We start from the raw sequence: 26,337 nt of genomic DNA on the forward strand, positions 1-26,337 counted from the left end.
GCGCCGGAATTCACGTTGCTCCCCGTGAGCCGAACACGCCTTGCGGCCGCCAGCGCATGAACAGGATCAGGACCAGGCCGACGATGCCGAGCTGCAGGCTCCCCATGTGGGCATCGGAGACGCCTGGAATGACGCCGCGCAAGAAGCGCACGCCTTCCGTGAAGAAGACCAGGATGACCGCACCCACGATGGCGCCGGACAGCCGCGCCACGCCGCCCATGATGATGGCCATCCAGATGTAGAAGGTCACGAGCGGCACGAACAGGTCGGGCACGATGTAGGTCATGTAGTGCGCGTAGAAGGCACCCGCGAGACCGGCGATGGCGCCACCGAGCATCAGGATCTGCGTCTTGAAGACGGCAGGTTCCTTGCCGAGGACACGCACGGCGATCTCATCGTCGCGAATCGCCTGGATCGTTCGACCGTAGGGGCTCGCGGTCAGCCGCCGCAGAAAGAGGATCACCAGGACGATGCACAGGACCAGCATGCCGAGCAGGAAGAACTCGCTGAACCGTGGATTGCCCCAGCCGGCGCCCAGGCGCGGAACGCCGGCGATACCTCGGACGCCTTCGGTGAGCCATTGCTCCTGCACCAGCACCAGCCGAACGATCTCGGAGAATCCCAGCGTGACGATGGCCAGGTAGTCATCGCGCAGCCGAAGCGCCACGCGCCCGATGGGCCACGCAAGCAAGGCGGCAAGGATCGCGGCCGCAGGGAACGACAGCAGCGGACTCAGGCCGGCGCGCATGGTCAGCAGCGCCGAGGTGTACGCGCCGACCGCAAAGAACCCTGCGAGGCCGAAGTTGATCAGCCCGGTGAACCCGTACTGCAGGTCGAGCGACAGGCTCAGCAACACGTAGATGCCGACGATGACGGCAATGGTGAGGAGGTAGGTGTCCATCAGCGCACCTGCTGAACGCGGTTGAACAGGCCCTGCGGGCGAACCAGCAAGACGATCACCATGACGACGTAGCCGATCGCAATCTTGTAGACGAACCCAGTAAAGGGAGTCGCCAGTTCCTGCAGCACGCCGAGGAGGATGGCACCGATGACCGCACCCACGGGATTGCCCAGGCCACCAATCACCGCCGCAGCGAACGCCGGCAGCAGCAGGTTCCATCCCGAGTCGGGATAGACCACCGTTCGCATGCCCGAGACTGTCCCTGCGATGCCGCAAACGACGCCTGCCATGGTCCACATCGCGAGCATCGAGCGTTCCTTTCGGATGCCGCTCACCCGGGCCAGATCAGGGTCGTCGGCGATGGCGCGCAGCGAGCGTCCGAGCGGCGTCCAGAAGAGAATCGCGAACACGGCGACCAAAACCGCGATGGTCAGCGCAGCCAGGCTGACGTCCGCGGGGAGAATCGCCACATCGCCGAAGCGCATCGCGCGCTGCAGCGGCATGTCGAAGGCCTTGGGCTCGTGCCCGAAGGCGACGCCGAGTGCCGAGCGGTAGACGAAGCCGACGCCGATCGAGGTCAGCATCAGCGTGATGACCGATCGACGGATGACGGGCCGAAAGGCAAGCCAGTACGCCAGCAGCGCAGCCGCGGCACCGGCCGCCGCGCCGCCCAGCCCGGCGATGATCAACGAGCCGGTGAGCTGGTGGGCAGCGAAGCCGCCGAAGCCGCCCACCGCCACGAAATCGCCCGTCGCCGCGTTGGGGAACCGCGCCAACCCATAGATCAGCGTCAGAGCGAGCGCAGGCAGCGCCATGACCAGCCCCTCAACGAGACCGTTGATCGCCAGATTGATGAAGTCAGCGTAGTTCACGTCCGAGCCTTACAGCTTCACGACGTACTTGCGGACCAGTTGGCCTTTCTCGATGAAGGATGCGGCGAAGTCGGGCGTGACGTCGTTGAACTCATCGAAATTCAGCGCGCTGGACGCGCCGATGTAGCTGATACGCCCACCTGCCTCAAGCTTTTTCTTGCCCTCGGCGAACGTGTAGACCTGCGTGCCGCCGGCCGAGCCGATCTCGTGCACCTTCTTCGCCAGATCCGGGCCGCTGGCGTTCGGGCCCAGCGCCTGGACTGCCAAGCCGAGGATGATGGCCTGGTCGTAGGCCATGGCGGCATACGCGTTGCCCTGAACGTTGATGCCCGCCTTTTGCGCCGCATCGGCGTAGTGCTTGAAACTGGGTGCGGTCTCGTTGGACACGGTCTCCACCGAGATGATGCCCTCCGTCACCTGCGGGCCCAGCGCCTTGATCAGGTCCGAATTGGCGGCCCATCCCGGAATGATCCACTTGGTGTCGACGCCCGACTGGTACCACTCGCGCAGGATGATGGTGGTGTCCGCGAGGTAGGAGCCCGTGACGATCACGTCAGGCTTGGCACGAAGCACCGACTGCAGCTCCGAGCGGTACGACGGGCGGTTGGGTTCGTAGACCACACTGGCCACGACGTCCTTGCCTTGGGTCGCCTTCCAGGCTGCGGCAAAGCCTTCGGTGTTGCCGAGGCCCGAGGCGTTATTGAACGCCATGGTCGCGGGCTTCGTATAGCCCTGCCTCTTGGCAATCTCGGCAAATGCGCGACCGAAACGCCCGTTGGTTGCCTGGAAGCGGAAGCCGAGTTTTTTCTCGTTCACGGGAGCGCCGCTCAGCGCGGGAGCGCCCGATGCGTGCATCAGCAGCACGTTCGCTTCGTTGGTCAGCGGGATCACGGCGAGCGATTCACCCGAACTCCAGACACCAATCACGGCGCGGGCGCCGGACACGGAGATCAACTTCTTCGCGCCGAGAACGGCCGCCTGAGGCGCGCTTTGCGAGTCCTCCGAGGCCAGGACCAGCTTGGCGCCCTTCGCGCCGCCAGCCGTGTTGATTTCGGCCAAGGCCATCTCGATGGCCTTGGACATCCCGCCGCCATACGGCGCGCCGGCCCCGGTGACCGGCGTCAGGGCACCGACGGAGAACGTCGAGTTCTGCGCTTGGGCACTCCACGAAAAACTGGCAAGCGCGAGCGCGCATGCGGAAAGTCTGAGCACATGGTTCATTGCTGTCACTCCTGAGTTTTCGATGTGATGAATGGAATCAGCGTGTTAGCGGCTGTCAGGCTTGCCGGGAGAGTCGCTATGTAATCTCCGCAACACCTAAGGCGTTAAGACTATATATGAGTCCTATACTCTTGCGCCAATAGGTGTCGCACACCTAAGGGGTAGTACCAAGGAGCACCAATGACGCGCAAGAAGGCACAGACTTTGGGCAGCAGCACCACGCTGGGTGCGGTGGACTATCGGAGGGCGTTCCAAGACGCACCCGTAGGTCAGATGATTTGTAGGGGCCGCGTGATCGTTGACGTCAACTACGTCTTCGCAGAGATGTTCCGCTGCACGAGGGAAGACCTCATCGGTCACTCGACGCAGCGACTTTTCCCGTCGGCATCGCACTACGAGGAGACCGGAAAGCGCATCGCTCCGTTGCTCGGCAAGAAGTGGGTCTATGCGGACAACCGTGTCATGCGGCGTCAGGACGACGAGCTGTTCTGGGTCCATGTCAGCGGCTTCTCCTGGACGCCGGAGGATCCGCATCGCGAGACCATCTGGGCGTTCACCGACCTCTCGGAAGGAAAAAAGCTCAATTCGGAGCTCCGCGGTTCTATGACCCCACGCGAGCGCGACATCGCCGCGCTGCTGATCGACGGCAAGAATGCAAAGGAGATCGGCAAGGCCCTCGGCATCAGCTTTCGGACCGTGGACATCTACAAGACGAGGCTCTTGCGGAAGTATTCGGTGGCAAGCACCCCGGAGCTGGTGAAGCGGATGCTGCAGATCTGAGCCGATGCAGTCGCGGACGATGCCCGTTCGTCCCGCTGCACGCTCGAAAGAACCGCTCAGTGGGCTCTCCAGTACGCCGGTTGGTCGGGGTCTTATGCTCAAGCAGCCCCCAATCTGTCGGCGCCAACAGTCCAACTTTTGGAAGAGATTGACAACCCGTTCGACAAGCCGGCGCGCACCATGAAACGGACCCAATATATTGGATACATCCCGTAGAGAGGTTCTGCGCGCCCGAAAGGTGCTTGCTGCCTACTGCTTCAAATCCAGCTTGGGCACGAGCTTCTTGAACGCATCGTTCTGACGCGTGATCGCACCCGCAAACTCAGGCGTGTCCGCGTAGGCCAGCGTGAGGTTCTGCTTCTTGATCGTTTCCTGGAACGCCGGGGTGTCGTAAATCTTGTGGGCCGCTTCGCGCCACTTTTCAACGACTTCCTTGGCCGCGCCCTTAGGCAGACCGATGCCGCGCCAGACGCTGAACTGCAGGTCGGCGCCCTTTTCCTTCATGGTTGGCGCATCGAGGCCGGTCACCCGCTTGTCAGACATCACGGCCAGGGTCTTCAGCTTGCCGCTCTCCACGTGGGGGCGCAGCTCGGCATACGCAACCGTCGTGGCCTGCACGTCACCCGACAGCAAGCCCATGATGGCCGGTGCGGAGCCTTGATACGGAACGTGCGTGAACGACGTGCCGGTCTTGTCGCCCAGCGCGGCAGCCGCCATGTGCGGGATCGTGCCGTTGCCTGCGTTGCTGATCGCGACCTTGGCAGGGTTCGCCTTGGCATACGCGAGGAACTCTTCAATGGTCTTCCAGGGCGCGTCCGCGCGCACCGTGACTGACGACGGATCGTCGGTGAAGCGCGCGATCGCCTGGAAGTCATCGACTGTGGTCTTGCCGATGCCCATGAGCGGGACCACGAGCATCTCGGGGGTCATCAGGACAAGCCGATAGCCGTCTGGCGCCGTGCTGGCGACGTAGGACCAGCCGATCGAGCCGCTGGCACCCGGTTTGTTGACCACGATGGTCGGCTGCGGCAGGAACGGCCTTGCCGCCTCAGCGATGGCGCGCGCTGTGTTGTCGCTGCCGCCGCCTGGCTGGTAGGCGACCATGAGTTCCATCGGCTTGGTCGGATACGGGTCGGCCGCGTTCGCGGTGGCCACGCCTCCCGCGCATAGCGCGGACACGATAAGGAGACGAAAGATTTCCATGATGCAGGCTCGCTGTAAAAGTACGTTAGTGGCGCCGGTTTGTCTCAGTTCTCTCGCCGTGGCGCCGGTGCCGACGAGGGCTCGGGTTTAGAAACGGGTGATGGCGTACGGCGCCAAGTCCACCGACGGCTTCTCATGGGCGAGGATCTCGCCCACAAGCGCACCGGTCGTGGCCGACTGCGTGAGCCCAAGATGACCGTGGCCGAAGGCGTAGACGACGCCAGGAGCGGAGGCCGACTTGCCAATGACGGGGAGTGAATCGGGCGTGGTAGGACGATGTCCCATCCACTGCTTCGCGCCGCTTTCGTCCAGATCGGGAAGGTAGCGATGGGCGAGCTTCAAGAGCGCGGCGCTGCGCTGATAGTTCGGCGGTGCATCCAGCCCTGCGAACTCGGCGGCCCCACCGATGCGTAGGCCGATCTGCAGTGGTGTTGCAACGAATTTGCGCTCCGCAAAGATCACCTCTCGATTCAGGCGGGTCGCGCTGGCCGGCAGTGTCGTGTTGTAGCCGCGCTCGCTTTCCAGCAGCGCTCGGTCGCCGATGGTCTTGGACAGGCGTGCAGACCACGCCCCCACGGCCACCACCAGGCGATCACCGTCGAAGCGTTGGCCGCCAGCGAGGATGACAGCGGGCCGCGCGGAGTTGGCCGCGTCGAGTCGAACGGCATCGCCCCTGATGAAAGTTGCACCCAGCGCGTTAACGCGATTTCGCAGTGCCGTCACGACCCGCTCAGGATCGTTCAGATGGGCCCAATCCTCAAGCATGACGGCACGCACGAAGACCGGCGCGAGCTGAGGCTCCAGTGCGCGCAGTTCGGCGACATCCACATTGCGAAACCGGACGCCGAGCGAGCGCTTGAGCTCCCATTCGTCGACGTCATTCGCGAAGGCTTCATGGGTCTCGTACACCGTCAGCGCGCCGCGCTTGTGAATGTCTGCGCTCAAGCCGATGTCAGCGAGCACGGCCTCGAAGTCACGCAGCGCACGGTTGTTCAGCGCGGCCAGCGCCTTCGCGATGCGCAGATAGTTCGCGGGTTCGGCGACCTTGCGCAACGCAAGGAACCAAGGCAGGAGGCTCGGCGCATGGGCCGCGCGGATCGCCAGCGGGCCCAGGGGATCCATGAGCCACTTCAGGGGTTGAAGGCCGAGGCCGGACAGATTCAGCGGCGCGCACTCGCTGACAGCGATCCCGCCGGCATTGCCGTGGGAGGCGCGATCCCCCTCGAAATCGCGATCGACGATCGTGACTTGCCACCCGCGGCGCTGCGCCGCCCAGGCGCAGCTCAAGCCTACGATTCCTGCGCCGACGATGATTGCTTTGGGCATGTTTCCGGTCCTATTGGAGTTTTTCTGATATCGCCGAATCACCGCAGCAAAGCGAGAACCTCGGAATAGAGAGCGCGCGGAAGCGTCACGCCATGCGCCACGCTGCGCGCTCGTGCTTCGAAGCGTCGCTGCGAAGGAAGGCGGGCGCCTTGCCCCGTGATGGTCTCAAAGAGACGCTCCGCACGGGCCCGGTCGCCCTGCAGATCGCCGAGGCCGAAGGCGGCGGGGTCGAACGCGAGAATCAGTTCCCCGTGGCACGGCGTGCCACCTTCCCCGGCGTCCAAGGCGAGGGAATCGATGCTGGTCAAATCGCCGATCAAGGGACCCGCCAACATCTCCACCATGGTCGACAGCGCCGAGCCCTTGTGGCCGCCAAACGTCAGCATGGCGCCACCGTTGACCACTGCCGACGGATCAGTTGTCGGACTGCCTGTAGCGTCCACACCCCAGCCCAGCGGAATCTCTTTGCCGCTGCGGCGATGCAGTTCGATCTCGCCTCGCGCGGCCGCGCTGGTGGCGAAGTCGAAGACATAGGGTGACTTGCCGGGGCGCGGCCAGCCAAAGGCCAGCGGATTGGTTCCCAAGGCGGGCCGCGAGCCGCCAGCGGGCGCGACCCATGCGTGGCTCGGCGTCATCGCCAAGGCGACGAGACCTTGCTCGGCGAGCATCTCGACCTCCGGCCACAGCGCCGAGAAGTGGTAGCAGTTGTTGATGGCCAGTGCCGCAATGCCGGTGCGCCGAGCCTTCTCTGCAAGGACCTTGCTACCAACTTCGAAGGCAAGCTGAGAGAAGGCGAACTGTGCGTCGACCGCCACGATCGCTGGCGAGCGGTCGCTAACGATGGGCTCCGCCGTGCCCGAGACCTTTCCCTTCCGCAGCGTGTGCGTGGTCACCAGCAGGCGGTAGACGCCATGCGAATGGCACTCGTCGCGCTGGCCGGCAGTGATCACGCGCGCGATGGCCTGCGCATGCGCATCCGACATCCCGTTGTGGGACAGCACGCGCACGGCGAGCGCGTGCACCTCGTGCAGGGAGAGTTGAACGGTCTCGCTCATCGACTTGTCCTGCGCCTGATCACTTGAGCAGGAAACCGTTGCGAAGCGGGTCGCGATCGTTGACGAAGATCGTGTTGTGCCCCGTCACGCGAGCCCAGCCTTCGACGCTCGGTCGGATGCCCTCGTACTCGCCGACCTTCACACGCTCGAGGGCCAAGCCATTGAATGACGTGCCGATGATGCTTTCGTGAACAAATTTCTCGTTGATCCCCAGCTGCCCCTTGGCGACGAGCTGCGCCATGCGAGCCGAGGTGCCGGTGCCGCACGGCGAACGGTCGATGGCCTTGTCGCCATAGAACACGGCATTGCGCGCCGTTGCGCCCTTCATCTTCGGCTTGCCTGTCCACATCACGTGCGACAGGCCATTGATCTCGGGCGTCTCGGGATGCACGAAGCTGTATTTTTCGTTGGCCTTCTGGCGCAGCACCGGGCTCAGGCGCTGGATGTCCGAGGGCTTCAAAGCTTCGAGATCGTCGTACGACGCTTGGCTCTCGACGATCGCGTAGAAGTTGCCGCCATAGGCGACGTCGAACGTCACTTCACCGAAGCCTTCGAGCTCTACCGAAAGATCACGCGAGTGAAGATACGAAGGCACGATCGTGAGACGCACCGAATCGACGTATTGCCCGGTGTCGTCCATCTTGTAGTTCGCAATGACGAGGCCGGCAGGCGTGTCGAGACGCAGCTCACCCGGAGTCCGAGGCTCCACGAGGCCGTGCTCGATCATGAAGGTGACGGTGCCAATCGTGCCGTGGCCGCACATGGCAAGGCAGCCGCTGACCTCGATGAAGAGGATCGCGATATCGCAGTCCGGTCGCGTAGGCGGATACAGGATCGTCCCGCTCATGACGTCGTGTCCACGCGGCTCGAACATCAACGCGGTGCGAACCCAGTCGAAGTCCCGCTCGAAGTGAGCACGGCGCTCGATCATCGAGTTGCCATCCAGCGCCGGCGCGCCGCCGGAGACGAGTCGCACCGGGTTGCCGCAGGTGTGGCCGTCGATGCAGAAGAAGGTGTGATTCATGGTTCGGCCTCTCGTCGTTGGATGTCAGTTCAGCACGCGTTGCAAGAACTGTCGCGTGCGCTCTTACTCTCGCGGAAGGAGATCTGCCTTGACCTATTCAGAAGCCCAGGGCCTTAAGGTCGGCCATGGCTTTCTTGGTGATGGCGATCGTGCGTTCGCGCTCTTCGCCGACCAGGTTGAGCCGCGGCGGTTTCACGGTTTCGGCAGTGCCGCTGACGATGTTCTCGGCCAGCTTGATGTGCTGGACCAGCTTCACGACCGTGTCCAGATAGAACAGCGGATCCAAAGCCGCGTAGAGCTTGCGTGCCTTCACGAAGTCGCCTGCAACGGCGAGTTTCAGGAGTTCGACCGAAGCTTTCGGAACGGCGTTGGCCATGCCCGAAACCCAGCAGCTGACGCCCAGCGCAGCACTTTCGACAATGAGGTTGTCCACGCCGCAGACCACGGCCAGGCGATCGCCGAAGCGGGAGATCAGGTCGGTCACCCGATGCGTCTCGTACGACTCTTCCTTGATCGCGACGATCGTCTTTTCTTCGAGCAGCTTCGCGATCACGTCGCTCGTGAGGTCGACGCCGTAGCCGCGCGGGTTGTTGTACAGAAGGATGGAAAGGCTGCTCGCGCGCGCCACGGCCTTGTAGAACTCGACCGTCTCGTACGCGTCCGACTTGTAGGTCAGGCCGGGAAACACCATCAGGCCGTCGACGCCGATCTTTTCAGCTTCCTTGGCGAACGCCACGGCCAACTCGGTATTGGTTTCGGCCAGGCCGGAGATGATCGGCACGTGGCCCTTCACAACCTCCTTGGCCGTGCGCAGGACGGTGAGCTTCTCTTGCGGCGACAGCTGGGCGTTTTCGCCAACCATTCCCATCATCACGACGCCACCGACGCCCGCGTCGATGAGGCGCTCGAGACCGGCCTTGATCGCGTCGATGTCGAGGGAGAAATCAGCCTTCAGCTTGGTGGTGACGGCGGGGAACACGCCCTTCCAATTGACGGTGGATGCCATGTGCAAAATCCTTTCGAAGTGCCGCTTCGTGCGGCGAAGTGGTTGAGACGGAAAGCGCGAAAAATCGAAATGTTTGGACACAATATATTGGATACAATTCATGCAAGCGACGCAGGAATCGTGCCGCGACATGGAATCTGCTCCCCAAACCATCGCGCTGCGGAGTCTCCCTGCGACTGGCTATTGGATACAATATAATCCGAATTAGACCATCAACTGGCCGACCGCAGCAAGGGGTTTCCCACTAGTTCGAGTTGCATGAATGGCATGCGCTCCGCACGATTTCGATGCACCAGCATGAGGTCCGCGTCTTCCAGCCAAATGGTCGCACCAGAGAGACACAATGCCCAAGCCACGAACCGACCTCGATGTGCTCAAAGACCCCCCGCCCTCTCCAGGGCTCGGCAGCGCAGCTCGCGCTGCAAGCGGTCGCTTGGTTCGCAAGACTGCAGTGGAGCTGGTTGTGGACGAACTCCGCTCGCGCATCCTGTCAGGCCAGCTGGCACCGGGCTCGGCGCTGCGCCAAGAGGCGCTGGCCGACGAGCTCGGGGTCAGCCGTATTCCCCTTCGGGAAGCCATGCGTCTTCTCAGTTCGGAAGGCTTGGTCGACGTGTACCCGCACAAGGGGGCCTACGTCTCAATGTTGTCCAAGGACGAGGTGCGAGAGTTCTTTGACCTGCGCCTTCGTTTGGAGCCGTGGCTTTTCCATGAGGCAGCGATGCGCACTTCGATCGCCGAGCTGGACCGAGCCGAACGGCTGGTCCACAAGATGGATGATGTCGGCGCGGCGCAATGGGGCGCCTTGAACTGGGAGCTGCATGAGCTGCTGTACTCGGCAGCGGAGCGGCCGGCAGCCATGAGCATCGTGCGCGCACTGCACGAGAAGTCCGAACGCTACTTTCGCTTCCAGGTCGTCAACGCGCCGATCCGCCAGCAGGCACACGAAGAACACTTGGCGCTCATCGCCCTGTGCCGGCATCGGCAGGCAGACAAGGCGCAGACGGCGTTGGAGCAACACATCGCCGATGCGGCTGAGCAGATCCTTGCGATCGTCGGCCGCTTGCTCGACGAAGCGCCGACCGAGCGCGCGGCATAAGACCGCGCTCGCCGACAGATCGGACAGCAGTGATCGAGCTCACACTGAATGACCAGCAGATGCTGGATGGCGAGCGAGGCCAAGCCGCCGCGCTGGCGATGCGCATCCTCGTGCGCTCGGCCGCAGTAATGGGCGCCCAGCGGCTCCTGGACATCGAGGGTGCGCATATCGATGGGTGCCTGTACCACGGCCAGGCAAGCCTCGATTTTGTCGAACGCTTGGTACGGGACGGCGGTAAGGTCGTGGTGCCGACGACGCTGAACGTCGGCTCGCTGGACCTCATCCACCCCGAGCTCTTCCGAGGCGACGAGGCGCTGCGTTCCAACGGACGACGCCTGATGGAGGCGCATCTCGCGCTCGGCTGCGAGTCGAGCTTCACTTGCGCCCCCTATCAGCTCAAAAACCGCCCCAAGCTCGGGCAACAGATCGCATGGGCTGAATCCAATGCGATCGTGTTCGCCAATTCCGTGCTCGGCGCGCGGACGAATCGCTACGGCGACTTCATCGATCTCTGCGCAGCCATCACCGGCCGCGCCCCCATGAGCGGCCTCCACCTGGCCGAGAACCGGTTCGGGCAGGTACTGTTCCTCGTCGAGGACTTCCCCTCGGACTCGAGCAGTCGCGACATCTCGTTCGCATCGCTCGGATTCCTTGTCGGCCAGCGCGCGAAAGGACTGATCCCGGTGATCGCCGGCTTGCCGCTCGACACCACCGAAGACGAGTTGAAGGCGCTCGGCGCGGCCGCGGCGGCGAGCGGTGCCATCGCCATGTTTCATGCCGTGGGCATCACGCCCGAAGCACGCAGTCTGGATGTCGCCTTGGGATCGTGCGAGCCGCAAAGCACCCTTCATGTTTCTGCGGCTCAGCTTGTCGAGACTCGTGCACGCCTCAACCGCGCCCGAGCTGGTGACGCGATCGCGGCAGTCAGCGTCGGAACGCCGCACTTTTCGCTATCCGAGTTCACGAACCTGGAACGGCTTCTGAATGAAGCCGATGCGCCTCTGCGCAGCGACTTCTACGTCAACACCAGCCGATTCATCCTGTGGCAACTCGAAGGCAGCGAGATTGCGCGAAAGCTGCGGCAGCGCGGCGTCGAGATCGTGACGGATACATGCACCTACATCACCCCGATCATGAAGAACACCAACGGCCTGGTCATGACGAACTCCGGCAAATGGGCGCACTATGCGCCGTCGAAACTCGGCGTCGAGGTTGCGTTCGGCAGCCTGCGCGAGTGCGTTCAATCTGCCGTGCTCGGGAAGGTGTGGTTCGATGCTGCCTGATGCCGCCATTCTTTCGGCGTGGCTCGCCGTAGAAGGAGAAGGATTCGGCCCGATCCTCAAGCTGGAGGCGCCCCTGAGCTTCTGGGGAGGCCTCGATTCAGGCACCGGCCTGATCATCGAGCGCACGCATCCGCAGTTCGGCGCGTCATTGAGCGGGAAGGTTCTGGTGATGGAGCGGGCCAAGGGATCGAGTTCGAGCAGCAGTGTGCTGGCAGAGGCCATCAGAAACAGCAAAGGGCCCGCTGCCATCGTGATGCGCCATCCCGACCTGATCGTGGCGCTCGGTTGCATCGTGGCATCGGAACTCTATGGGATCCACGTCCCACTCGTGGGTGCGGACGATGCCCTCTATATCGCCTTGGGGAGGGCCGACGGTGACACGACAGTTCACGTCAGCTCGGGAGCAACGCACGGCTCGGCGCAGCGCGCCGCGTGCGATGTACGGATTGCCTAGTCGACTCTCGCTAGGGTTTCGCGACGCGGGCGCGCCGCAGCCCCTCGGTCAACGCATCCACGATGCCCGCATTGGCGGCATCGCGCAGCCGCACCACGCCCACCGGCGGCAGGTTCCACTGCAGGCGCTGGGGCATCACGCGGGCGCCGCTCGCATCGGCCACTTCCTGCGCGATATCGTCGGGCAGGATGGTGATCGCGTCGGGCATGTGGCGCAGCACCGAGACCAGCGTCTTGTGCGCGTAAGCCTCCAGCATGGGCACGGGCACCGGTTGCCCCGCCGAAGCAAAGATGGAATGGATCATCTGGCGGATCGGCGTATCGGCCGGCGGAAAGATCCAGCGCAGGGACACGAAAGCCTCCCAATCCAGTCCGCGCCGCAGCAGCCGCTGGGCGGCTGCGCGCGACACCACGAGGCGCGGCTCCTGCTTGTAGAGAAACTGCTGCGCCAGTCCGGCTTCGGCGCTGGCCGGCGTGAAGCGGCAGATTGCGCAGTCCAGCGTCCGTGCCTGCACCGCCTGCACGAGCGCATGGGTCGTGGCCTCTTCCACCACGAAGCCCAGGCGCGGCCGCAGTGCCAGCAAGTGCTGCCAGACGGCATCCTGCGTGACGCGCGAAAGGAAGGGGATGACGCCGAGGCGCAGCCGCCCCTGCAGCCCCGTGCCGAGCGCCGCCAGATCCTGGCCCAGCGATTCGGCATCGGCCAGCGCCACCCGTGCCCGCGCCAGCACCAGCGCGCCCGCGGCCGTGGGCTCCAGGCCGCGCCGGCTGCGGGTGAACAACGCGGTCATGAAGATGTTCTCGATCTCGCCGAGCGCGCGCGTGACGGTGGGCTGGCTCAGGCCGAGGTGCTGTGCCGCGCGGCTGACCGAGCGCTGGCGGTCGAGTTCCGCGAGAAGGGCGAAATGGCGCAGCTTCAGCCGTAGCGCGAGATGTTGCAGGGTGGGCGCGGACATCCCGCCATCCTAAGCAAGATGCATAGCAGCCAATGCATGCATTCATCAGAAAATATGCAGCCGCGGCTATTCAGGATTTCTAAACTCGCCTGGATGTTCACCACCCGCCCCGAAATCGTCGGCACCTTCGGCGTCGCCTCCTCGACCCACTGGCTGGCCTCGCAGACCGCGATGGGCGTGCTCGAGCGCGGCGGCAACGCCTTCGACGCCGCCGTTGCCGCAGGCTTCGTGCTGCAGGTGGTGGAGCCGCATCTCAACGGCCCCGGCGGCGAGGCACCGATCCTGCTGTGGAGCGAGCGCGAGCGGCGCATGCGCGCCATCCGCGGACAAGGCTGCGCACCGGCCGAGGCCAGCCCCGCAGCCTTCCGCGCCCTCGGTTTCGAGCAGGTGCCGGGCATCGGCCTGTTGGCGGCGACGGTGCCGGGCGCCTTTTCCGCGTGGCTCACGATGCTGCGCGAGCACGGCACCTGGTCGCTGGGCGAGGTGCTGGCGCCGGCGATCGGCTATGCGCGCGACGGCTTTCCGCTGGTGCCGCGCGTCGCGCAGGCGATCCTTGCCGTGCGCAGCCTGTTCCTCGAGCACTGGCGCTCATCGGCCGATGTCTGGCTGCCCGGCGGCAAGCTGCCCCAGCCCGGTTCGCTGTTCCGCCTGCCGATGCTGGCCGCCACCTATCAACGCATCGTCGAGACCGCCGAGTGCGAGGGCAGCGGCCGCACCGGCGTGATCGATGCGGCGATGCGCACCTGGCAGCAGGGATTCGTGGCGCGCGAGATCGATCGCTACTGCCGCGGCACGGCCGTGCGCGACAGCAGCGGCGAGGCGCACGCCGGCCTGCTGCGCTACGAAGACATGGCCGCCTGGACCGTCCACACCGAAGCGCCGCTCACGGCGGACTTCGGGCGCTACACGGTCGCCAAGTGCGGCTTCTGGAGCCAGGGCCCCGCCTTCCTGCAGCAGATCGGCATGCTGCGGCACGCAGGGCTCGAGGACCACCTGCCGGGCACGGCGGGTTTCGTGCACCGCATCACCGAAGCCGCCAAGCTGGCGCTGGCCGACCGGCTGGCGTGGTACGGCGCGGCGCCCGGTGCGCGCGCCGACACCCAGCAGGCGCTGCTGTCCGAGGTCTACCTGCGCGAACGCTGGGCCATAATCGATCCGCAGCGTGCGTCCGACGTGCTGCGCCCCGGCCAGCCCCATGGCCTCGCGCCGCGCCTCCCCGACCTGGACGTGAGTGCGCGGACCCTGCGCACGGCCGACACGCGCTTCGGCATCGGCGAGCCCACCTTCGCCGCGCTGCCGCCGGTCGCCGAATGGGCGGAGCGGGAGATCTTCGTGGGCGACACCTGCCACATCGACGTGATCGACCGGCACGGCAACATGGTCGCGGCCACGCCCTCGGGCGGCTGGCTGTCCTCCAGCCCCGCGATTCCGGCGCTGGGCTTCGCGCTCAGCACGCGACTGCAGATGACCTGGCTCGACGAGGGGTTGCCCAACTCGCTCGCACCGCGCATCGCGCCTTGCACCACGCTGTCGCCGTCGATGGCGCTGCGCGACGGCGAACCCTACATGGCGTTCGGCACGCCCGGCGGCGACCAGCAGGACCAGTGGTCGGTCGGCTTCTTCCTGCGCCATGCGGTGCACGGCCTGAACCTGCAGGAAGCCATCGACGCGCCGGCCTGGCACGTCAAGCACGCACCCAGCTCCTTCTGGCCGCGCCAGACCACGCTCAACACGCTCACGCTGGAATCGCGCTTCGACCCCGAGGTGCTCGAGCGGCTGCGCGCGATGGGCCACGGCGTGCAGGTCGGCGATGCCTGGTCAGAAAGCCGCATGTCCGCCTGCAGCCGCGAGCACGACGCCCAGGGCCGGCTGGTGCTGCGCGCCGGCGCCAACCCGCGCGGCATGCAAGGCTATGCGGTGGGCCGCTGAGCTCCGTCTTCCTTCAACTTCTTCATCTTCGTTCCAAGGACATCGCCATGCTCCAACGTGTCTTCCGGGGTCTGCTTCTGCTGGCCCTCTCATGTGCCGCGCAGGCCGCCCTGGCCGCCTACCCAGAGAAGCCGATCACACTGATCGTCCCCTGAGCCGCCGGCGGTTCGACGGACATCCTGGCGCGCGCCATTGCCGAGCAACTGAGCAAGTCGATGGGCCAGCCCGTGGTCGTCGACAACCGCGTCGGCGCCTCCGGCAACATCGGCTCCAACTTCGTCGCCAAGGGCAAGCCCGACGGCTACACGCTGCTGATCGGTTCCATGAGCACGCATGCCATGAACCCGACGCTGATGCCCGGCATGCCCTTCAAGGGCGCGGAGGACTTCACGCCCATTGCGCTGGTGGCCAACGTCATCAACACGATGGTGATCAACCCCTCGGTGCCGGCCAAAGACTTGCGCGAGTTCATCGCCTACGCCAAGGCCAACCCGGGCAAGCTGGCCTACGCCTCGGCCGGCGGCGGTTCCACCAACCACCTGAGCGCCGAGATGTTCAAGAAGGCGGCCGGCATCGACATGCTGCACGTGCCCTACAAGGGCGGCGCGCCGGCCGTGCTCGACACGGTGAGCAACCAGACCCAGGTGCTGTTCTCCGCCGGCACGCAGACGCTGCCGCACGTCAAGGCCGGAAAGCTGCGCCTCCTGGCCGTGACCGAGCCGAAGCGCTCTGCCCTCCTGCCCGACACGCCCACCGTCGCCGAAACGCTGCGCGGTTACGAGATGAGCGTGTGGTACGCCGCCTTCGGACCCGCGGGCATGCCGGCGGAACTGGTCACGCGGCTCAACGCCGAGATCAACAAGGCCCTGGCGGTGCCGGAAGTGCGCGCCCGCATGGACGCGATCGGCGTCGAGCTGGTGAAGAGCACGCCCGAGCAGTTGGCCGCCTCGCTGCGCAAGGACACCGAACGCTACGACAAGGTCATCAAGGACCTGGGCATCAAGCTTGAATGACGTGCTGCCCGTCGCGGTCTGCGAACGGCTTTGCGACGCGTTGCCGCGGGCAGTCACGCTCGACGCCGCGCTGTGGCACATCGAGGCTGCGCGCCAGGAGCTGCTCGGGCCGGGACTGCTCACGGTCAACCTGAACGCGACGGCCCCGGACGATCCGCCGGACGAAGTGCAGCTGCAGCGCCTCTGGTCCTCCGATCCGCAGGCCTATCCGGTGGCCGGCCGCAAGCGCAAGACACTCACCCCTTGGACGCGGCAACTGCTGCTGCGCGCCGAGGTCTTCGTCGGCGAAGGCGAGGCCGCGCTGGCCGAGGTGTTCGACGACCACGCGCTCATCGCTGCCCTGGGCCTGCGCGCCGTCGTGAATGTCCCGCTGTTGGAAGACGGCCGATGCGTGGCGACCTTCAACGTCTTGGGCACACGGCCGTACTGGGAGCCGAGGGAGGTCGCCGTAGTACGGCTGCTGGCACTGCTGGCCACGCTATGGGTGCTTCAAACGCGTCGCGAGGCGGGCTCTTGACCAACGGCCTTGCGAGCGTCTGGCACTGGCACCGGCACGAGCCCTTGCAACACGCCCACGAACACTATCCCGACATTCACCATCGTCACCCACACTGAACGCGTTCAACGATCCCCGTGGCGTCACGGGGCCGTCATGTGTGCACACGAATCGCCCTGGTGCCCCTTCTCGACCACAGCGGCGGGCGCGCCAACCTCTGGAAGGAAAGTACAGAGAGCGGCGCACCTGCGATGCCTGGACTCGATGCATTGCCCCAAACCTCGGAGCACACCCTGGCCGAACGCCTTGACGACATTTCCGCGAAGGCCCTGACAGCCTACCTGCGTAGCAAACCCGCAAGCGGGCAACCAGCCTCGGCGGCAGTGACGGCGGCTAACTTGCGCGAAGACAAGCGGCGCAGGTGGCATTCTTTGCTTCAACCCTCATGCGAATTCGGTCGCTCTTCGATTCAGGCGATCGCGCTGCCATACCCCTCGCAGGTCTGCCGTGAATTTTCTGTGGCCCGCTATGCTTGCCGCGATCGATTGGTTTCAGGCGCAGCGCTCGAACTGCGCCGCGACCGCGGGAAGGCCGAGCACGGCACCGGCGGCGAAGACCGCAAGCACGCGGCGACGGGGCGTGATGCTTGTCGTCATATCAGCGCTCTCGGACCGGCGCCTCGGACGACTGCCTGACCTTCTCGATGGCCGCAAGGCAGTCAGCCTTGTTGTAGTACTTCTCCACGTTCACCGCCATCTTGCGGTTGTCTTCACCACAGAGCGTCCAGCACCAGAGTTGGAGCTTCCCTTGGCGACGCGCCCGGCGTGGCGACGTGCTGCCGGGCTTTGACATGCCCTTCTAGACCGGCATCTTCGCATCAGCTACGCCGATTTCCGCGCCGGGGTTCCCGTGCCTGCCGGACAATCCCGCCACGATCCAGCATGAGCAAAGCGATGCCGTCCAAACCTCTCGAACCAGTTGCGCCCACACGAGTGCACTTCGACATGACGACGCTGCGCCTTTTCATCGCAACGACGGAGCTCGGTGGAGTGACGCGCGCGGCCGAGCGCATGCACGTTGCGCCGGCCGCGGCGTCGCGGCGCATTCTGGAGTTGGAGGCGCAGTTCGGCTTGAGGCTGTTCCGACGTCTGCCGCACGGGATGGCGCTGACTGACGCGGGCCGCACGATGCTGGCTCACGCACGCAGCATGACTCATACCGTCGTGCGCATGCAGGACGACGCAGCATCGTACCGACACGGCGAGAAGGGCGTGGTCCGACTGGCGGCGCCCAAGTCCGCATTGATCCAATTCCTGCCCTTCGACATCCAGCGCTGTGGCGAAACCTGCCCCGACGTTCGCATCGACCTGCAGGAAATGAACAGCCAGATCGTGCAGCAGGCACTGAGTCGAGGAGTAGTCGACCTGGGCATCTATGAAGCCGGCCTGGGTTCGATCGACCTGCCCACCCTGCCCTACCGCAGCGACCGCCTGGTGCTGGTACTGGCACGCGGTCATCCGCCGGCCGGCCGCAGCCGGGTGACCATCGACGACATCCTGTCATGGGACGTGATCGGTCTCAACGAAGGAGTCATATCCGGCGCGATGCCCCCGCATCATCCGATTCCGTGTGTCTTCTGAAGGTCCCGCGCGAATGCAGCGGCGATAAAGTCCACGAACGAGCGCACCCGCCCCGCGAACTGATGCCGATGCGGATAGACGGCATAGATGTCCGCGGGCGGTGTCTCGTAGTTCTCCAACACCTGCTTGAGACGACCCGTGCGCAGGTACTTCGTCAGATCCCACTCGGCGCGCATCAGGATGCCATGGCCGTCCAGGGCCCAATTGACGGCGACGTCCCCGTCGTTCGTGCTCATCGCACCTTGAACTTTCACCACCTCCTCTCGACGTCCTGAACGCAGGCGCCAGACGCCATAGGCGTCCTCGCCGTGGCGAATGCTGATGCAGTTGTGCGTGGCAAGTTCGCTGTTGCGCATGCCCGTGTCGGTACCGGTCGTCATCCAGTTCATCGTCGACCACGCCGCGCGCAAATCCGACGCGCGAGACCCGGACGGCGAAGCCGGCCTGTTGACGGACTTGAAAACCGGCTTGGTCAGCGAGCTGCCGCCCGACGTCGACCAGGCGCTGGTCGCCAACGGCTATAAAGCCCGGCTCGGCGCGCCCGCGCTCAACACGCTCGTGCACCGCATCGCGGTGCTGTCCAAGGCGCACCAGTTGGCCAAGGAGCCGAATCCTTGCGCCGACCCGCTGGTGCGCGAGCTGCTCGGCCGGACGCGCCGTGCCTATGCCAAGCGCGGCGCGCGGCCGCACAAGCAGCGCGCACTCACCAAGGATCCATTGCAAGCCGTGCTCGCGACCTGCGACGACACCCTGCGAGGAAAACGCGATCGCGCGCTCCCCCTGTTTGCATGGGCGACCGGCGGGCGCCGGCGCTCGGAGGTGGCCGCAGCCACGCTCGAGAACCTGCGGCGGGTCGACGCGAAGTCATACCTCTATACGCTCGCGCACTCCAAAACCAACCAGGCCGGCGCGGAGCGCCCCGAAGACATGAAACCCCTGGTGGGCAGCGCGGCGGCGGCCATGCAGGACTGGCTCGCCGTGCTGAAAGAAAAAGGGATCAAGGAAGGCGCCCTCTTCCGCCGCATCCGCAAGGGCGGCCACGTCGGTGAGGCGCTCGCGCCTGCCGCGGTGCGCGACATCGTGAAGGAGCGGTGTGCGATGGCGGAACTGGACGCGGGTTTTAGCGCGCATTCGTTAAGGGCGGGGTTTGTGACCGAGGCGGGTCGGCAGAACATGTCGCTGCCCGAGACGATGGCGATGACAGGGCATCAGAGCGTTGCGACCGTGATGGGGTATTTCAGGGCCGAGAGCGCGCTGGGGAGCAAGGTCAGCCGGATGCTCGATGAAGATGAACGACCCGCGAAACCATAAGGTAGCTTCGGTGCCATCGCTACACGCAGCATCAGCAGTCGCGCGCGGTCAGCAGGAATGTGCAGCGCTGCGCGGGCGTCAGCGGACTCGCCAACATGGGTTGTGTCGCATAAACGCGCGGAGCCCTCTGACACCAAGGCCGGCCGCATGCGCTCAAATGCGAGCCAGCAGAACTTTGACGCTGTCAACTCGGCGGAGGCGCGTATGGTGAAGTCGATCGCCTTGCGACCATCCAAGCCCGGTCACGTCAGAAGCTCCACCTGCAATCCCGAGGCAGGCAAGAGAACACCCTCACACCAGGTGTGAGGCCCCATCGACCTTCGATGCGCCTTTATCGAAGGTCCACAACGGCGATTCGCCCGCCAACGCGGCCAGCGCCACATGAAGGCAATCGGCGAAATCCGCTGTGCCCTTTGAATACGCGGAAAGCGCGTGCTCCAGGGCTCCCTCCGAAGCGAAGCAAAGCTCGGTCGTCGAGAGAAGCTGCGAAAAGATCTCAATCATCTCGGCCTTGCCGAAACCGAAGGCCGAACGAAGGACCCATTCGAGCTCGATGGACACCGTCACAGGGACGTAGAGCGTTTGCCCCTCATCGATGCACTTCTGGAACAGGCGGCGTGCGGCCAACAATTGCTTGGCATCGTCCCTGACGATGTAGCGCACGAGGACATTGGTGTCGAGCGCCGCCATCAGCGCCAGGGGTTCATTTCTGCGATCGAGACGTGCTTTCCTCTGGGCGGCTTGAATGCTCCAGCCAGGTCGAGGATCGACCTGGTTTTGGCCCGAACGACAATGCTTCCGTCCGGCATCACGTGCCAGACCAAGCGAGTGCCTGGCGCGGCACCTATCTGCTCTCGCACTTCTGCGGGAACGGTTGTCTGGCCCTTCGAGGTGATGGTGGATTCGATCACGATGATTCCTTACGTATTGCCATATTGTAAGGAACGGTGATGCGCGATGCAAGTCCGTCGCCCGGGAGAACTCACCATCGACCGTCGTCGGTTCGTCTCAATCGGTGATCAGTTCCACACGATCTTGATCTTCATCGTAGCCTGGCTTCCGGGAACACCGCGAGCATGCGGCGTTGCCGATGGCGGCGCGCTGCCGCATGCCGCCGGAGAGTTCGCGCGGATAGCGGTCGCCGAACTCGGAGAGCCCGGTCAGCTTGAGCAGCTGCGCCATCGACGCGCGATACGCATCGGTCGGTTTTCCGGCGAACTCGATCGGCAGCAGGATGTTGCGCTCGATGGTGCGCCACGAGCAGCGCATCGCGCTGGAACACCATGCCCACATGATCGGGCGGCCCCGCGACGGGCCGGTCGTCGACCCGCAGCTCGCCGTCGCTGATGGTTTCCAGGCCGGCCACGCAACGCAGGAAGGTGCTCTTGCCGCAGCCGCTCGGGCCCAGGATGCTGACGAACTCGCCGGGCCGCACGTCGAGCGAGATGCCGTCGAGCGCGGTCAGCGCGCGTGCGCCTTCGTAGACCTTGCGCACACCCGCGGCATGGATCGCGGCGGCGCTCATTTGGGTGCCGCCGCGGAGAGCGTGACGGGCCGGACCAGGCCCGGGACGAAGAAGTCGCTGCCGTCCTTGATCGCCTTGAGAAGGCCGGCATCGCCGAGCGTCTTCACGCGACGCCCCAGTCGGCCGCCACCGGCGCGCCGAGCGGCTGGCCGGCGGGCGCCGGCAACTGGAAGAAGCCGCGCAATGCGTCGATCTGTCCGCGCAGCACCTTCTTGTCGAGCTTGGCCTGCGGGCGCTGCGCGACGATGGCGTCGACCGCCTCGTCATCATGACCGCTGTAGCGGCCTTGGTAGGCGCTGCGGCGGTTGCCACGGGCCTCGTCGTAGCGTCTGCCGGGCAGCAATAAGCCTCAATAAGGAGTGCGCGAATGACGACCCCGTGACGTTCAATGGCCAGCGCCACGCCATCGAAGCCGCGGCAGACACCGTTGTCGGTACGATTCGTTTGTCAAGGCGCCATGAGCCGCAGGACACATGATCGACCGATGCGAGAGAAAACATGACCACCCCGACCACTGCCGCCAAGGCGCGGCCCACGCGCAACGACGCGCAGCGCCAGGCGATCCTCGATGCCGCATCGCTGCTGTTCATCGCCAAGGGCCTCGGCGGAACCAACATCAACGACATCGCCGACGCGGTCGGGATGACGCGCACCGCGCTCTACTACTACTTCCCGAGCAAGGAGTCGATGCTCGAAGCGCTGACCGAGGAGGTCACCCAGAAGGCCAGCCAGCTCGCTCAGACGGTCTCGAACCGCGACGAGCTGCCGGCCGACGAGTCGCTGCGCGAGCTGATTCGGCAGCACGCCGATCTGATCCTGTCCCACGCGTTGCAGTTTCGTATCGTCGAGCGCAGCGAAAGCAGCCTGCCCGAACCGCACCGCTCGGCCGCGCAGAGCGCGCGGCGCACCTTGCTCGATCAATTCGTGCGCGTGATCCAGCGCGGCATCGACGGCGGCCAGTTTCGTCGTGACGCGGACGCGCGCATCGCGGCCTTCTCGATCATCGGCATGTGCAACTGGACCGCCTGGTGGTTCAACGCCGACGGCAATGTGTCCGCCGATACCGTGGCCGCCACGATCGTCGATTTCGGATTGCGCATGCTCGTGCCCGACAAGCCGCGCCGCGCGCGCGCCGCCGGCGTCGAAGACGCGATCGGCCAGATGCGCGAGGCACTTGCGGTGTTCGAAGCCCAGGCGAAACGGCCTGCCGGGCGCTGAGAAAGGCAACCGGCCAAGATCGCTGCAATCTCGGGGGTTAACACCAAAGTCAAATATTTGACACTTCTGTCGAATCCACCTAGCATTGAGTCACATCAATGAGAGGCGCCGCGCGTCGGCGACGACAGATGAGTCCATCCGCTTCCCCGGTTCAGGCCACCGCCGGCTTGCTCAACACCGACTGGAACCCGCGCGACGTGCCGGCCGGCGACCACAAGGAACCTGGTCCCATGAGGCGGTTGCTGACCATCCTGTTGCCGTTTTTCGTAGCCGCCTGCGCCACGGCACCGGAGCCGCGAGACCTGGTCAGCCGCGCCATCGACGCCATGGGCGGTGAAGCGGCGCTGGCCACGGTCAGGACCGTCGCCGTCAATGGCACGGTGCGGCAATACGACCCGGAGCAAACCTATGCGCCCGGCGATGCGCCCAGGCTCACCAACGACTCGCAGTTCACGCAGCTGACCGACCTGGTGGCGCAGGCCAGCCGCATCCAGTGGGTCAAGAATTTCCACTATCCGTACGTCGTCACGCGCACTTTCACCGAGATCGTGACCCCTGAGGCCGGCTACGTGGCGGGCATCGACAGCCTGGAGCGCAACCGCCAGAGCCTGCAGGCCACGTCGCCCGCACATGCCATGTCGGGCCTGCGCCTGGCCATGACACAGCGCGAGCTTTTGCGCGTGTCGCCCTGGCTGCTGCTGCAGATGCGCTCCCACCCCGAGCGCCTCAGCCGGCGCGCCGACGTCGTCATCGGATCGCTGGCCTATCCGGCCGTCCACTACAGCAGCGGCGAGCTGGCTTACACCGTGATGTTCGACGCCACCACCGGCCTGCCTGCACGCATTCGCACAGCGGACTACGACAACATCTGGGGCGACGTGGACATGGACGTCGTGCTGTCCGACTGGCAGCTGCAGGGCGGCGTGCGCCTGCCGATGCGCCAGCGCCATGAAATGCAAGGCCGCCTGATCCAGGAAACCGTGATCACGCAATGGGCCCTCGACACGCCGCCGGCAGCCGGCACCTTCGAGCCGCCGGCCGCGGTCAAGTCCGGCGCCCCGGCGCCCGCCACCGGCAAGCTCCACACCCAGTGGCCGATTCGCCGCCAGTTCATCGGCACCTACCTCGATTCCGACAACATCAGCTTCGACTCGCGCGCCGGCACCGATGCGGGCCTGCGGTTCACCGAGCTCGCGCCCGGTGTTCAGCACCAGGTGGGCGGGTCGCACAACAGCCTCATCGTCGAGATGCGCGACCACCTCATTGTGGTGGACGCGCCGGTCACCGACGGCCAGTCGAAATGGACCATCGCCGCCGCCCACGCCAAGTACCCCGGCAAGCCGATCCGCTACCTGGTTCTGACCCACAGGCACATGGACCACGCCGGCGGCTTGCGCGCCTTCATCGCCGAGGGCGCGCAACTGGTGGTGGGACAAGGCACGGGCGAGCATTTCCGCAAGGTGCTGGCCGCCCCGACCATGCGCAGCCCCGACCTGGCCGTGCACGACTTCAGCGGCACCCGCATCACCGAGGTGGCGGACCGCCTGGCCTTCAACGACGGCCAGCGCGAGGTCACGATGCACCGCATCGACAACCCCCACGCAGCGGACATGCTGCTGGTGTACGTGGCGCACGCGCGGCTGGGCTTCGTGGCGGACCTGTGGGCGCCCGGCCTACCCCTTCCCCCCCGCATGAACCCGGGCTTGCAAGCCCTGGTCAACGGCGTGCGGCAAGCCGGCATTGCGCCGCTGCGCTTTGCCGGCGGCCACGGCTCCGTGGCCCCCTACCAACTGCTCGAAGACTTGATGGCCCGGGGCGCGAACTGAAGCTTCAACGAGGAGACAACGACATGAGTACACCCACTTCCTCGGGGCAGGCGACCGCCGGCTTCCTCAACACCGACTGGAACCCACGCAACGTGCCGGCCGGCACGACCACCACGAACGTGGTGTTGCGCACCGCGGACAGCGCCGCCACCAGCGGCTCGCTGTACGAACCCGCCACGCCGAGCGACACCGTCGTGTGCGTGATGCACCCGCGGGAGTTCATGGCCTGCCACTACCTCATCCCCGACATCGTCGGCGCCGGCTACGCGGCCTGGTCGCAAGCGCCACGCTCGGTCGGCAACGACTTGCGGCTCGAACATGAATTCGCGCTGCACGACGTGGCCGCCGGCCTGGCGCATCTGAAGTCGCGCAGCTTCCGCCGGATCGTGCTGCTGGGCAATTCCGGCGGTGCCGGGCTCTACGCGTTCTATGCGCAGCAGTCGGCGCTGCCCTGCGCCGAACGCACCGCCAAAACGCCCGGCGGCAAGCCCACCCAACTGGCGGAGCTCGAGATGCCCGCCATCGACGGCCTGGTCTTCATCGGCCCGCACCCGGGCCAGGGTGCGCTGCTGATGAACTGCATCGACCCGTCCGTCGCGAACGAGGCCGATGCGCTGTCGGTCGACCCCGCACTCGATCCGCTGAGCTCTGCCAACGGGTATGCCGGGCTGAAGGGCACGCGCTATGAAGATGCGTTCGTCGAGCGCTACCGCGCCGCGCAGCGCGAGCGCGTGGCCCGCATCGACGCCACGGCCCGCGCGCTGATCGAAAGACGTCTCTCGGCGCGCAAGCGCGCCAAGGCGGCCGGCCCCACGGCCACGGCCGAAGACAAGCGCATCGCCGCCCACACGCCCATCATCAACGTCTGGCGCACCGACGCCGACCTGCGCTGCTTCGACCTCTCGCTCGACCCCTCGGATCGCAAGTTCGGCTCGCTCTGGGGTGCCGATCCGTACGCATCGAACTACGGCGCGGTCGGCTTCGCCCGCCAATGCACGCCGGAGAGCTGGCTCTCGACCTGGTCGGGCCTGTCGTCCAACGCCAGCCTGGCGAAGACCGCCGCGTCGATCACGCAGCCGGTGCTGGTCGTCGAATACACCGGCGACCAGGCCTGTTTCCCGGGCGACGTGCGCTGCATCGTCGACGCCATCGCCTCCACAACCAAGCGCCACGAACGGGTGCGCGGCGATCACCACGGCCGCGCACTGTCAGCCGACGAAGAGCCCGGCCGCCTGGCCGCCGGCCGCCTGCTCGCGGACTGGCTGCGCGAGACCTTTCCCGCCTGACCCGCAACTGGAGACCCCATGTCTGCCTCGACCCTTCCCACACTGGCGCTTCGCGGCGTCGACCACACCGCCCGCCCGACCTGGAAGCTGCGCGAAACGATCGAGTTCTACCGCGACAAGCTCGGCCTGCCGCTCGTGCACGTGATCTCCGCGCGCGGCTGGGGCCCGGCCACGCATCCCGACTTCCTGCACTTCTTCTTCGACAGCGGCAACGGCAGCACGATCGCGTTCTTCTACTACCTCGGCAGCGACCAGCCGGCCAGCCTCGACGGCCGCGCCGCGATGAAGCCGCTGCCGGAAGACCATGTGTTCGACGCCACCCACACAGCCTGGCTGGTCGACGGCCCAGACGAACTCCAGGCCTGGAAGCAGCGCCTCGAGGCCCAGGGCCTGGACGTGTCGGTCGAGACGCGCCACGAGGTGATCGAGTCGATCTACGTGCGCGACCCGAACGGCTACTTCGTCGAGTTCACCCGCAAGCTGCGCCCGCTCGACGACATCGATGCGACCGACGCCGCGCTCACGCTGCAGGCGGCGATCGAGGCGGAAGACGCTGCCGCGAGTGCCGGCAGGCGCGTCACCGCGATCGACGAGATCTGGTGGCGCAAGGCGGCTTTGCTGGACGAACGCGACGGCCGCAACGGCGGCGGGGTGCGCATCTACGTGCCCAAGGTCGACGAGTTCGCCGCGCTCGTGAAAGACGCGGCCGCGCGCGGTGATTGCCGCGTCCAATCCAGCGAAGGCTACGACTGCATCGAGGCCGACGAGCCGATCGAGTTCCGGCGCAAAGTCCTCGATCTGAAGCCTGCGGTCTGGTACGGCCTCTTCACGGGCGGCGTGCATGGCCGCGTCGAAGTGCTGGATCGCGAGCGCGTCGTCATTGCACCATCGCACGCCTGAGCGGAAGACAAAGTCAG

Annotated in this window: 26 protein-coding genes and 2 pseudogenes; 13 read left to right on the top strand and 15 right to left on the bottom strand. The window is 65.6% G+C overall.

The window, feature by feature from the left end:
- Window positions 1-10: 10 nt before the first annotated feature.
- The 3 genes from ACSQ89_RS30205 to ACSQ89_RS30215 are packed head-to-tail and all read right to left on the bottom strand — an operon-like array spanning window position 11 to window position 2,994.
- Entirely contained in the window at window positions 11-901 is an 891-nt protein-coding gene (locus ACSQ89_RS30205; RefSeq protein WP_436296704.1) for a branched-chain amino acid ABC transporter permease, read from the bottom strand.
- Complete coding sequence (locus tag ACSQ89_RS30210; protein ID WP_436296705.1) at window positions 901-1,773, bottom strand: branched-chain amino acid ABC transporter permease; 873 nt, start codon at window positions 1,771-1,773, stop codon at window positions 901-903. Before ACSQ89_RS30210 ends, ACSQ89_RS30205 begins: the two co-directional genes overlap by 1 nt.
- Window positions 1,774-1,782: 9 nt before the next feature.
- On the bottom strand, window positions 1,783-2,994 hold the full coding sequence (locus tag ACSQ89_RS30215; RefSeq protein ID WP_436296706.1) for an ABC transporter substrate-binding protein: 1,212 nt from the start codon (window positions 2,992-2,994) through the stop codon (window positions 1,783-1,785).
- Window positions 2,995-3,174: 180 nt separating this feature from the next.
- On the opposite strand from ACSQ89_RS30215, the gene ACSQ89_RS30220 reads away from it, so the two are divergent.
- The gene (locus ACSQ89_RS30220; protein ID WP_436296707.1) at window positions 3,175-3,774 is read left to right on the top strand and encodes a LuxR C-terminal-related transcriptional regulator; all 600 of its coding nucleotides are present in this window, start codon (window positions 3,175-3,177) and stop codon (window positions 3,772-3,774) included.
- Window positions 3,775-4,023: 249 nt separating this feature from the next.
- Here the strand turns inward: ACSQ89_RS30220 and ACSQ89_RS30225 are convergent, their stop codons facing one another.
- From ACSQ89_RS30225 to ACSQ89_RS30245, 5 genes are all read right to left on the bottom strand, one after another.
- Window positions 4,024-4,887: a tripartite tricarboxylate transporter substrate binding protein gene (locus ACSQ89_RS30225; protein ID WP_436296708.1), complete on the bottom strand. Its 864-nt coding sequence runs from the start codon at window positions 4,885-4,887 to the stop codon at window positions 4,024-4,026.
- Between the two features lie 177 nt (window positions 4,888-5,064).
- Entirely contained in the window at window positions 5,065-6,303 is a 1,239-nt protein-coding gene (locus ACSQ89_RS30230; protein WP_436296709.1) for an NAD(P)/FAD-dependent oxidoreductase, read from the bottom strand.
- 38 nt (window positions 6,304-6,341) lie between these two features.
- Window positions 6,342-7,358 (bottom strand): Ldh family oxidoreductase, encoded by a 1,017-nt coding sequence (locus tag ACSQ89_RS30235; RefSeq protein ID WP_436296710.1) that lies wholly within the window; start codon window positions 7,356-7,358, stop codon window positions 6,342-6,344.
- Between the two features lie 19 nt (window positions 7,359-7,377).
- Window positions 7,378-8,382, bottom strand: a complete 1,005-nt coding sequence (locus tag ACSQ89_RS30240; RefSeq protein ID WP_436296711.1) for a 4-hydroxyproline epimerase — start codon at window positions 8,380-8,382, stop codon at window positions 7,378-7,380.
- Window positions 8,383-8,479: 97 nt separating this feature from the next.
- Entirely contained in the window at window positions 8,480-9,388 is a 909-nt protein-coding gene (locus tag ACSQ89_RS30245; RefSeq protein WP_436296712.1) for a dihydrodipicolinate synthase family protein, read from the bottom strand.
- A gap of 463 nt (window positions 9,389-9,851) precedes the next feature.
- On the opposite strand from ACSQ89_RS30245, the gene ACSQ89_RS30250 reads away from it, so the two are divergent.
- Genes ACSQ89_RS30250 through ACSQ89_RS30260 form a run of 3 tightly spaced genes read left to right on the top strand, consistent with a single transcriptional unit; the run spans window position 9,852 to window position 12,221 of the window.
- Window positions 9,852-10,484 (top strand): GntR family transcriptional regulator, encoded by a 633-nt coding sequence (locus ACSQ89_RS30250; protein ID WP_436296713.1) that lies wholly within the window; start codon window positions 9,852-9,854, stop codon window positions 10,482-10,484.
- A 29-nt stretch (window positions 10,485-10,513) separates the two neighbouring features.
- Window positions 10,514-11,767 carry an aconitase X gene (locus tag ACSQ89_RS30255; protein ID WP_436296714.1) on the top strand — a complete coding sequence of 418 codons (1,254 nt, stop codon included), beginning with the start codon at window positions 10,514-10,516 and terminating at the stop codon, window positions 11,765-11,767.
- Window positions 11,757-12,221: an aconitase X swivel domain-containing protein gene (locus tag ACSQ89_RS30260; protein ID WP_436296715.1), complete on the top strand. Its 465-nt coding sequence runs from the start codon at window positions 11,757-11,759 to the stop codon at window positions 12,219-12,221. The genes ACSQ89_RS30255 and ACSQ89_RS30260 overlap by 11 nt, the downstream gene beginning before the upstream one ends.
- Before the next feature lie 10 nt (window positions 12,222-12,231).
- Here the strand turns inward: ACSQ89_RS30260 and ACSQ89_RS30265 are convergent, their stop codons facing one another.
- A complete protein-coding gene (locus ACSQ89_RS30265) occupies window positions 12,232-13,176 on the bottom strand; it encodes a LysR family transcriptional regulator (RefSeq protein WP_436296716.1) in 945 nt (314 codons plus the stop codon).
- Between the two features lie 93 nt (window positions 13,177-13,269).
- On the opposite strand from ACSQ89_RS30265, the gene ACSQ89_RS30270 reads away from it, so the two are divergent.
- From ACSQ89_RS30270 to ACSQ89_RS30280, 3 genes and pseudogenes are all read left to right on the top strand, one after another.
- The gene (locus tag ACSQ89_RS30270) at window positions 13,270-15,105 is read left to right on the top strand and encodes a gamma-glutamyltransferase family protein (protein WP_436296717.1); all 1,836 of its coding nucleotides are present in this window, start codon (window positions 13,270-13,272) and stop codon (window positions 15,103-15,105) included.
- 47 nt (window positions 15,106-15,152) lie between these two features.
- Window positions 15,153-16,118: pseudogene (locus tag ACSQ89_RS30275) on the top strand (Bug family tripartite tricarboxylate transporter substrate binding protein).
- Window position 16,119: 1 nt separating this feature from the next.
- On the top strand, window positions 16,120-16,635 hold the full coding sequence (locus tag ACSQ89_RS30280) for a GAF domain-containing protein (RefSeq protein ID WP_436297259.1): 516 nt from the start codon (window positions 16,120-16,122) through the stop codon (window positions 16,633-16,635).
- A gap of 636 nt (window positions 16,636-17,271) precedes the next feature.
- On the opposite strand, the gene ACSQ89_RS30285 is transcribed toward ACSQ89_RS30280, so the two are convergent.
- On the bottom strand, window positions 17,272-17,466 hold the full coding sequence (locus ACSQ89_RS30285; RefSeq protein WP_436296718.1) for a DUF1508 domain-containing protein: 195 nt from the start codon (window positions 17,464-17,466) through the stop codon (window positions 17,272-17,274).
- An 89-nt stretch (window positions 17,467-17,555) separates the two neighbouring features.
- On the opposite strand from ACSQ89_RS30285, the gene ACSQ89_RS30290 reads away from it, so the two are divergent.
- A complete protein-coding gene (locus tag ACSQ89_RS30290) occupies window positions 17,556-18,254 on the top strand; it encodes a LysR family transcriptional regulator (RefSeq protein WP_436296719.1) in 699 nt (232 codons plus the stop codon).
- On the opposite strand, the pseudogene ACSQ89_RS30295 reads toward ACSQ89_RS30290, so the two are convergent.
- Window positions 18,230-18,601 (bottom strand): annotated as a pseudogene (locus tag ACSQ89_RS30295) (LysR substrate-binding domain-containing protein); the annotation flags it as partial. The gene ACSQ89_RS30290 and the pseudogene ACSQ89_RS30295 overlap by 25 nt on opposite strands.
- A 7-nt stretch (window positions 18,602-18,608) precedes the next feature.
- Here ACSQ89_RS30295 and ACSQ89_RS30300 point away from each other — a divergent pair.
- Complete coding sequence (locus tag ACSQ89_RS30300) at window positions 18,609-19,565, top strand: site-specific integrase (RefSeq protein ID WP_436297260.1); 957 nt, start codon at window positions 18,609-18,611, stop codon at window positions 19,563-19,565.
- Between the two features lie 291 nt (window positions 19,566-19,856).
- Here the strand turns inward: ACSQ89_RS30300 and ACSQ89_RS30305 are convergent, their stop codons facing one another.
- The 4 genes from ACSQ89_RS30305 to ACSQ89_RS30320 form a co-directional block, all read right to left on the bottom strand.
- Entirely contained in the window at window positions 19,857-20,255 is a 399-nt protein-coding gene (locus ACSQ89_RS30305) for a PIN domain-containing protein (RefSeq protein ID WP_436296720.1), read from the bottom strand.
- A complete protein-coding gene (locus ACSQ89_RS30310) occupies window positions 20,255-20,476 on the bottom strand; it encodes an AbrB/MazE/SpoVT family DNA-binding domain-containing protein (RefSeq protein WP_436296721.1) in 222 nt (73 codons plus the stop codon). Before ACSQ89_RS30310 ends, ACSQ89_RS30305 begins: the two co-directional genes overlap by 1 nt.
- Before the next feature lie 131 nt (window positions 20,477-20,607).
- Window positions 20,608-21,090 carry an ATP-binding cassette domain-containing protein gene (locus ACSQ89_RS30315; protein WP_436296722.1) on the bottom strand — a complete coding sequence of 161 codons (483 nt, stop codon included), beginning with the start codon at window positions 21,088-21,090 and terminating at the stop codon, window positions 20,608-20,610.
- A 103-nt stretch (window positions 21,091-21,193) separates the two neighbouring features.
- Window positions 21,194-21,433, bottom strand: a complete 240-nt coding sequence (locus tag ACSQ89_RS30320; protein ID WP_436296723.1) for an Atu4866 domain-containing protein — start codon at window positions 21,431-21,433, stop codon at window positions 21,194-21,196.
- A gap of 155 nt (window positions 21,434-21,588) precedes the next feature.
- Here ACSQ89_RS30320 and ACSQ89_RS30325 point away from each other — a divergent pair, with 155 nt between their 5' ends.
- The 4 genes from ACSQ89_RS30325 to ACSQ89_RS30340 all read left to right on the top strand — a co-directional run bounded on the left by ACSQ89_RS30325 (window position 21,589) and on the right by ACSQ89_RS30340 (window position 26,320).
- Window positions 21,589-22,308 (top strand): TetR/AcrR family transcriptional regulator, encoded by a 720-nt coding sequence (locus ACSQ89_RS30325; RefSeq protein WP_436296724.1) that lies wholly within the window; start codon window positions 21,589-21,591, stop codon window positions 22,306-22,308.
- 128 nt (window positions 22,309-22,436) lie between these two features.
- Window positions 22,437-24,134 (top strand): MBL fold metallo-hydrolase, encoded by a 1,698-nt coding sequence (locus ACSQ89_RS30330; protein ID WP_436296725.1) that lies wholly within the window; start codon window positions 22,437-22,439, stop codon window positions 24,132-24,134.
- 23 nt (window positions 24,135-24,157) lie between these two features.
- Window positions 24,158-25,420: an alpha/beta hydrolase gene (locus ACSQ89_RS30335; RefSeq protein ID WP_436296726.1), complete on the top strand. Its 1,263-nt coding sequence runs from the start codon at window positions 24,158-24,160 to the stop codon at window positions 25,418-25,420.
- 18 nt (window positions 25,421-25,438) lie between these two features.
- A complete protein-coding gene (locus ACSQ89_RS30340) occupies window positions 25,439-26,320 on the top strand; it encodes a VOC family protein (RefSeq protein ID WP_436296727.1) in 882 nt (293 codons plus the stop codon).
- Window positions 26,321-26,337: the final 17 nt, after the last annotated feature.

Origin of the sequence: Variovorax sp. LjRoot175, assembly GCF_964253805.1 — a bacterium.
Taxonomy (GTDB): domain Bacteria; phylum Pseudomonadota; class Gammaproteobacteria; order Burkholderiales; family Burkholderiaceae_C; genus Variovorax.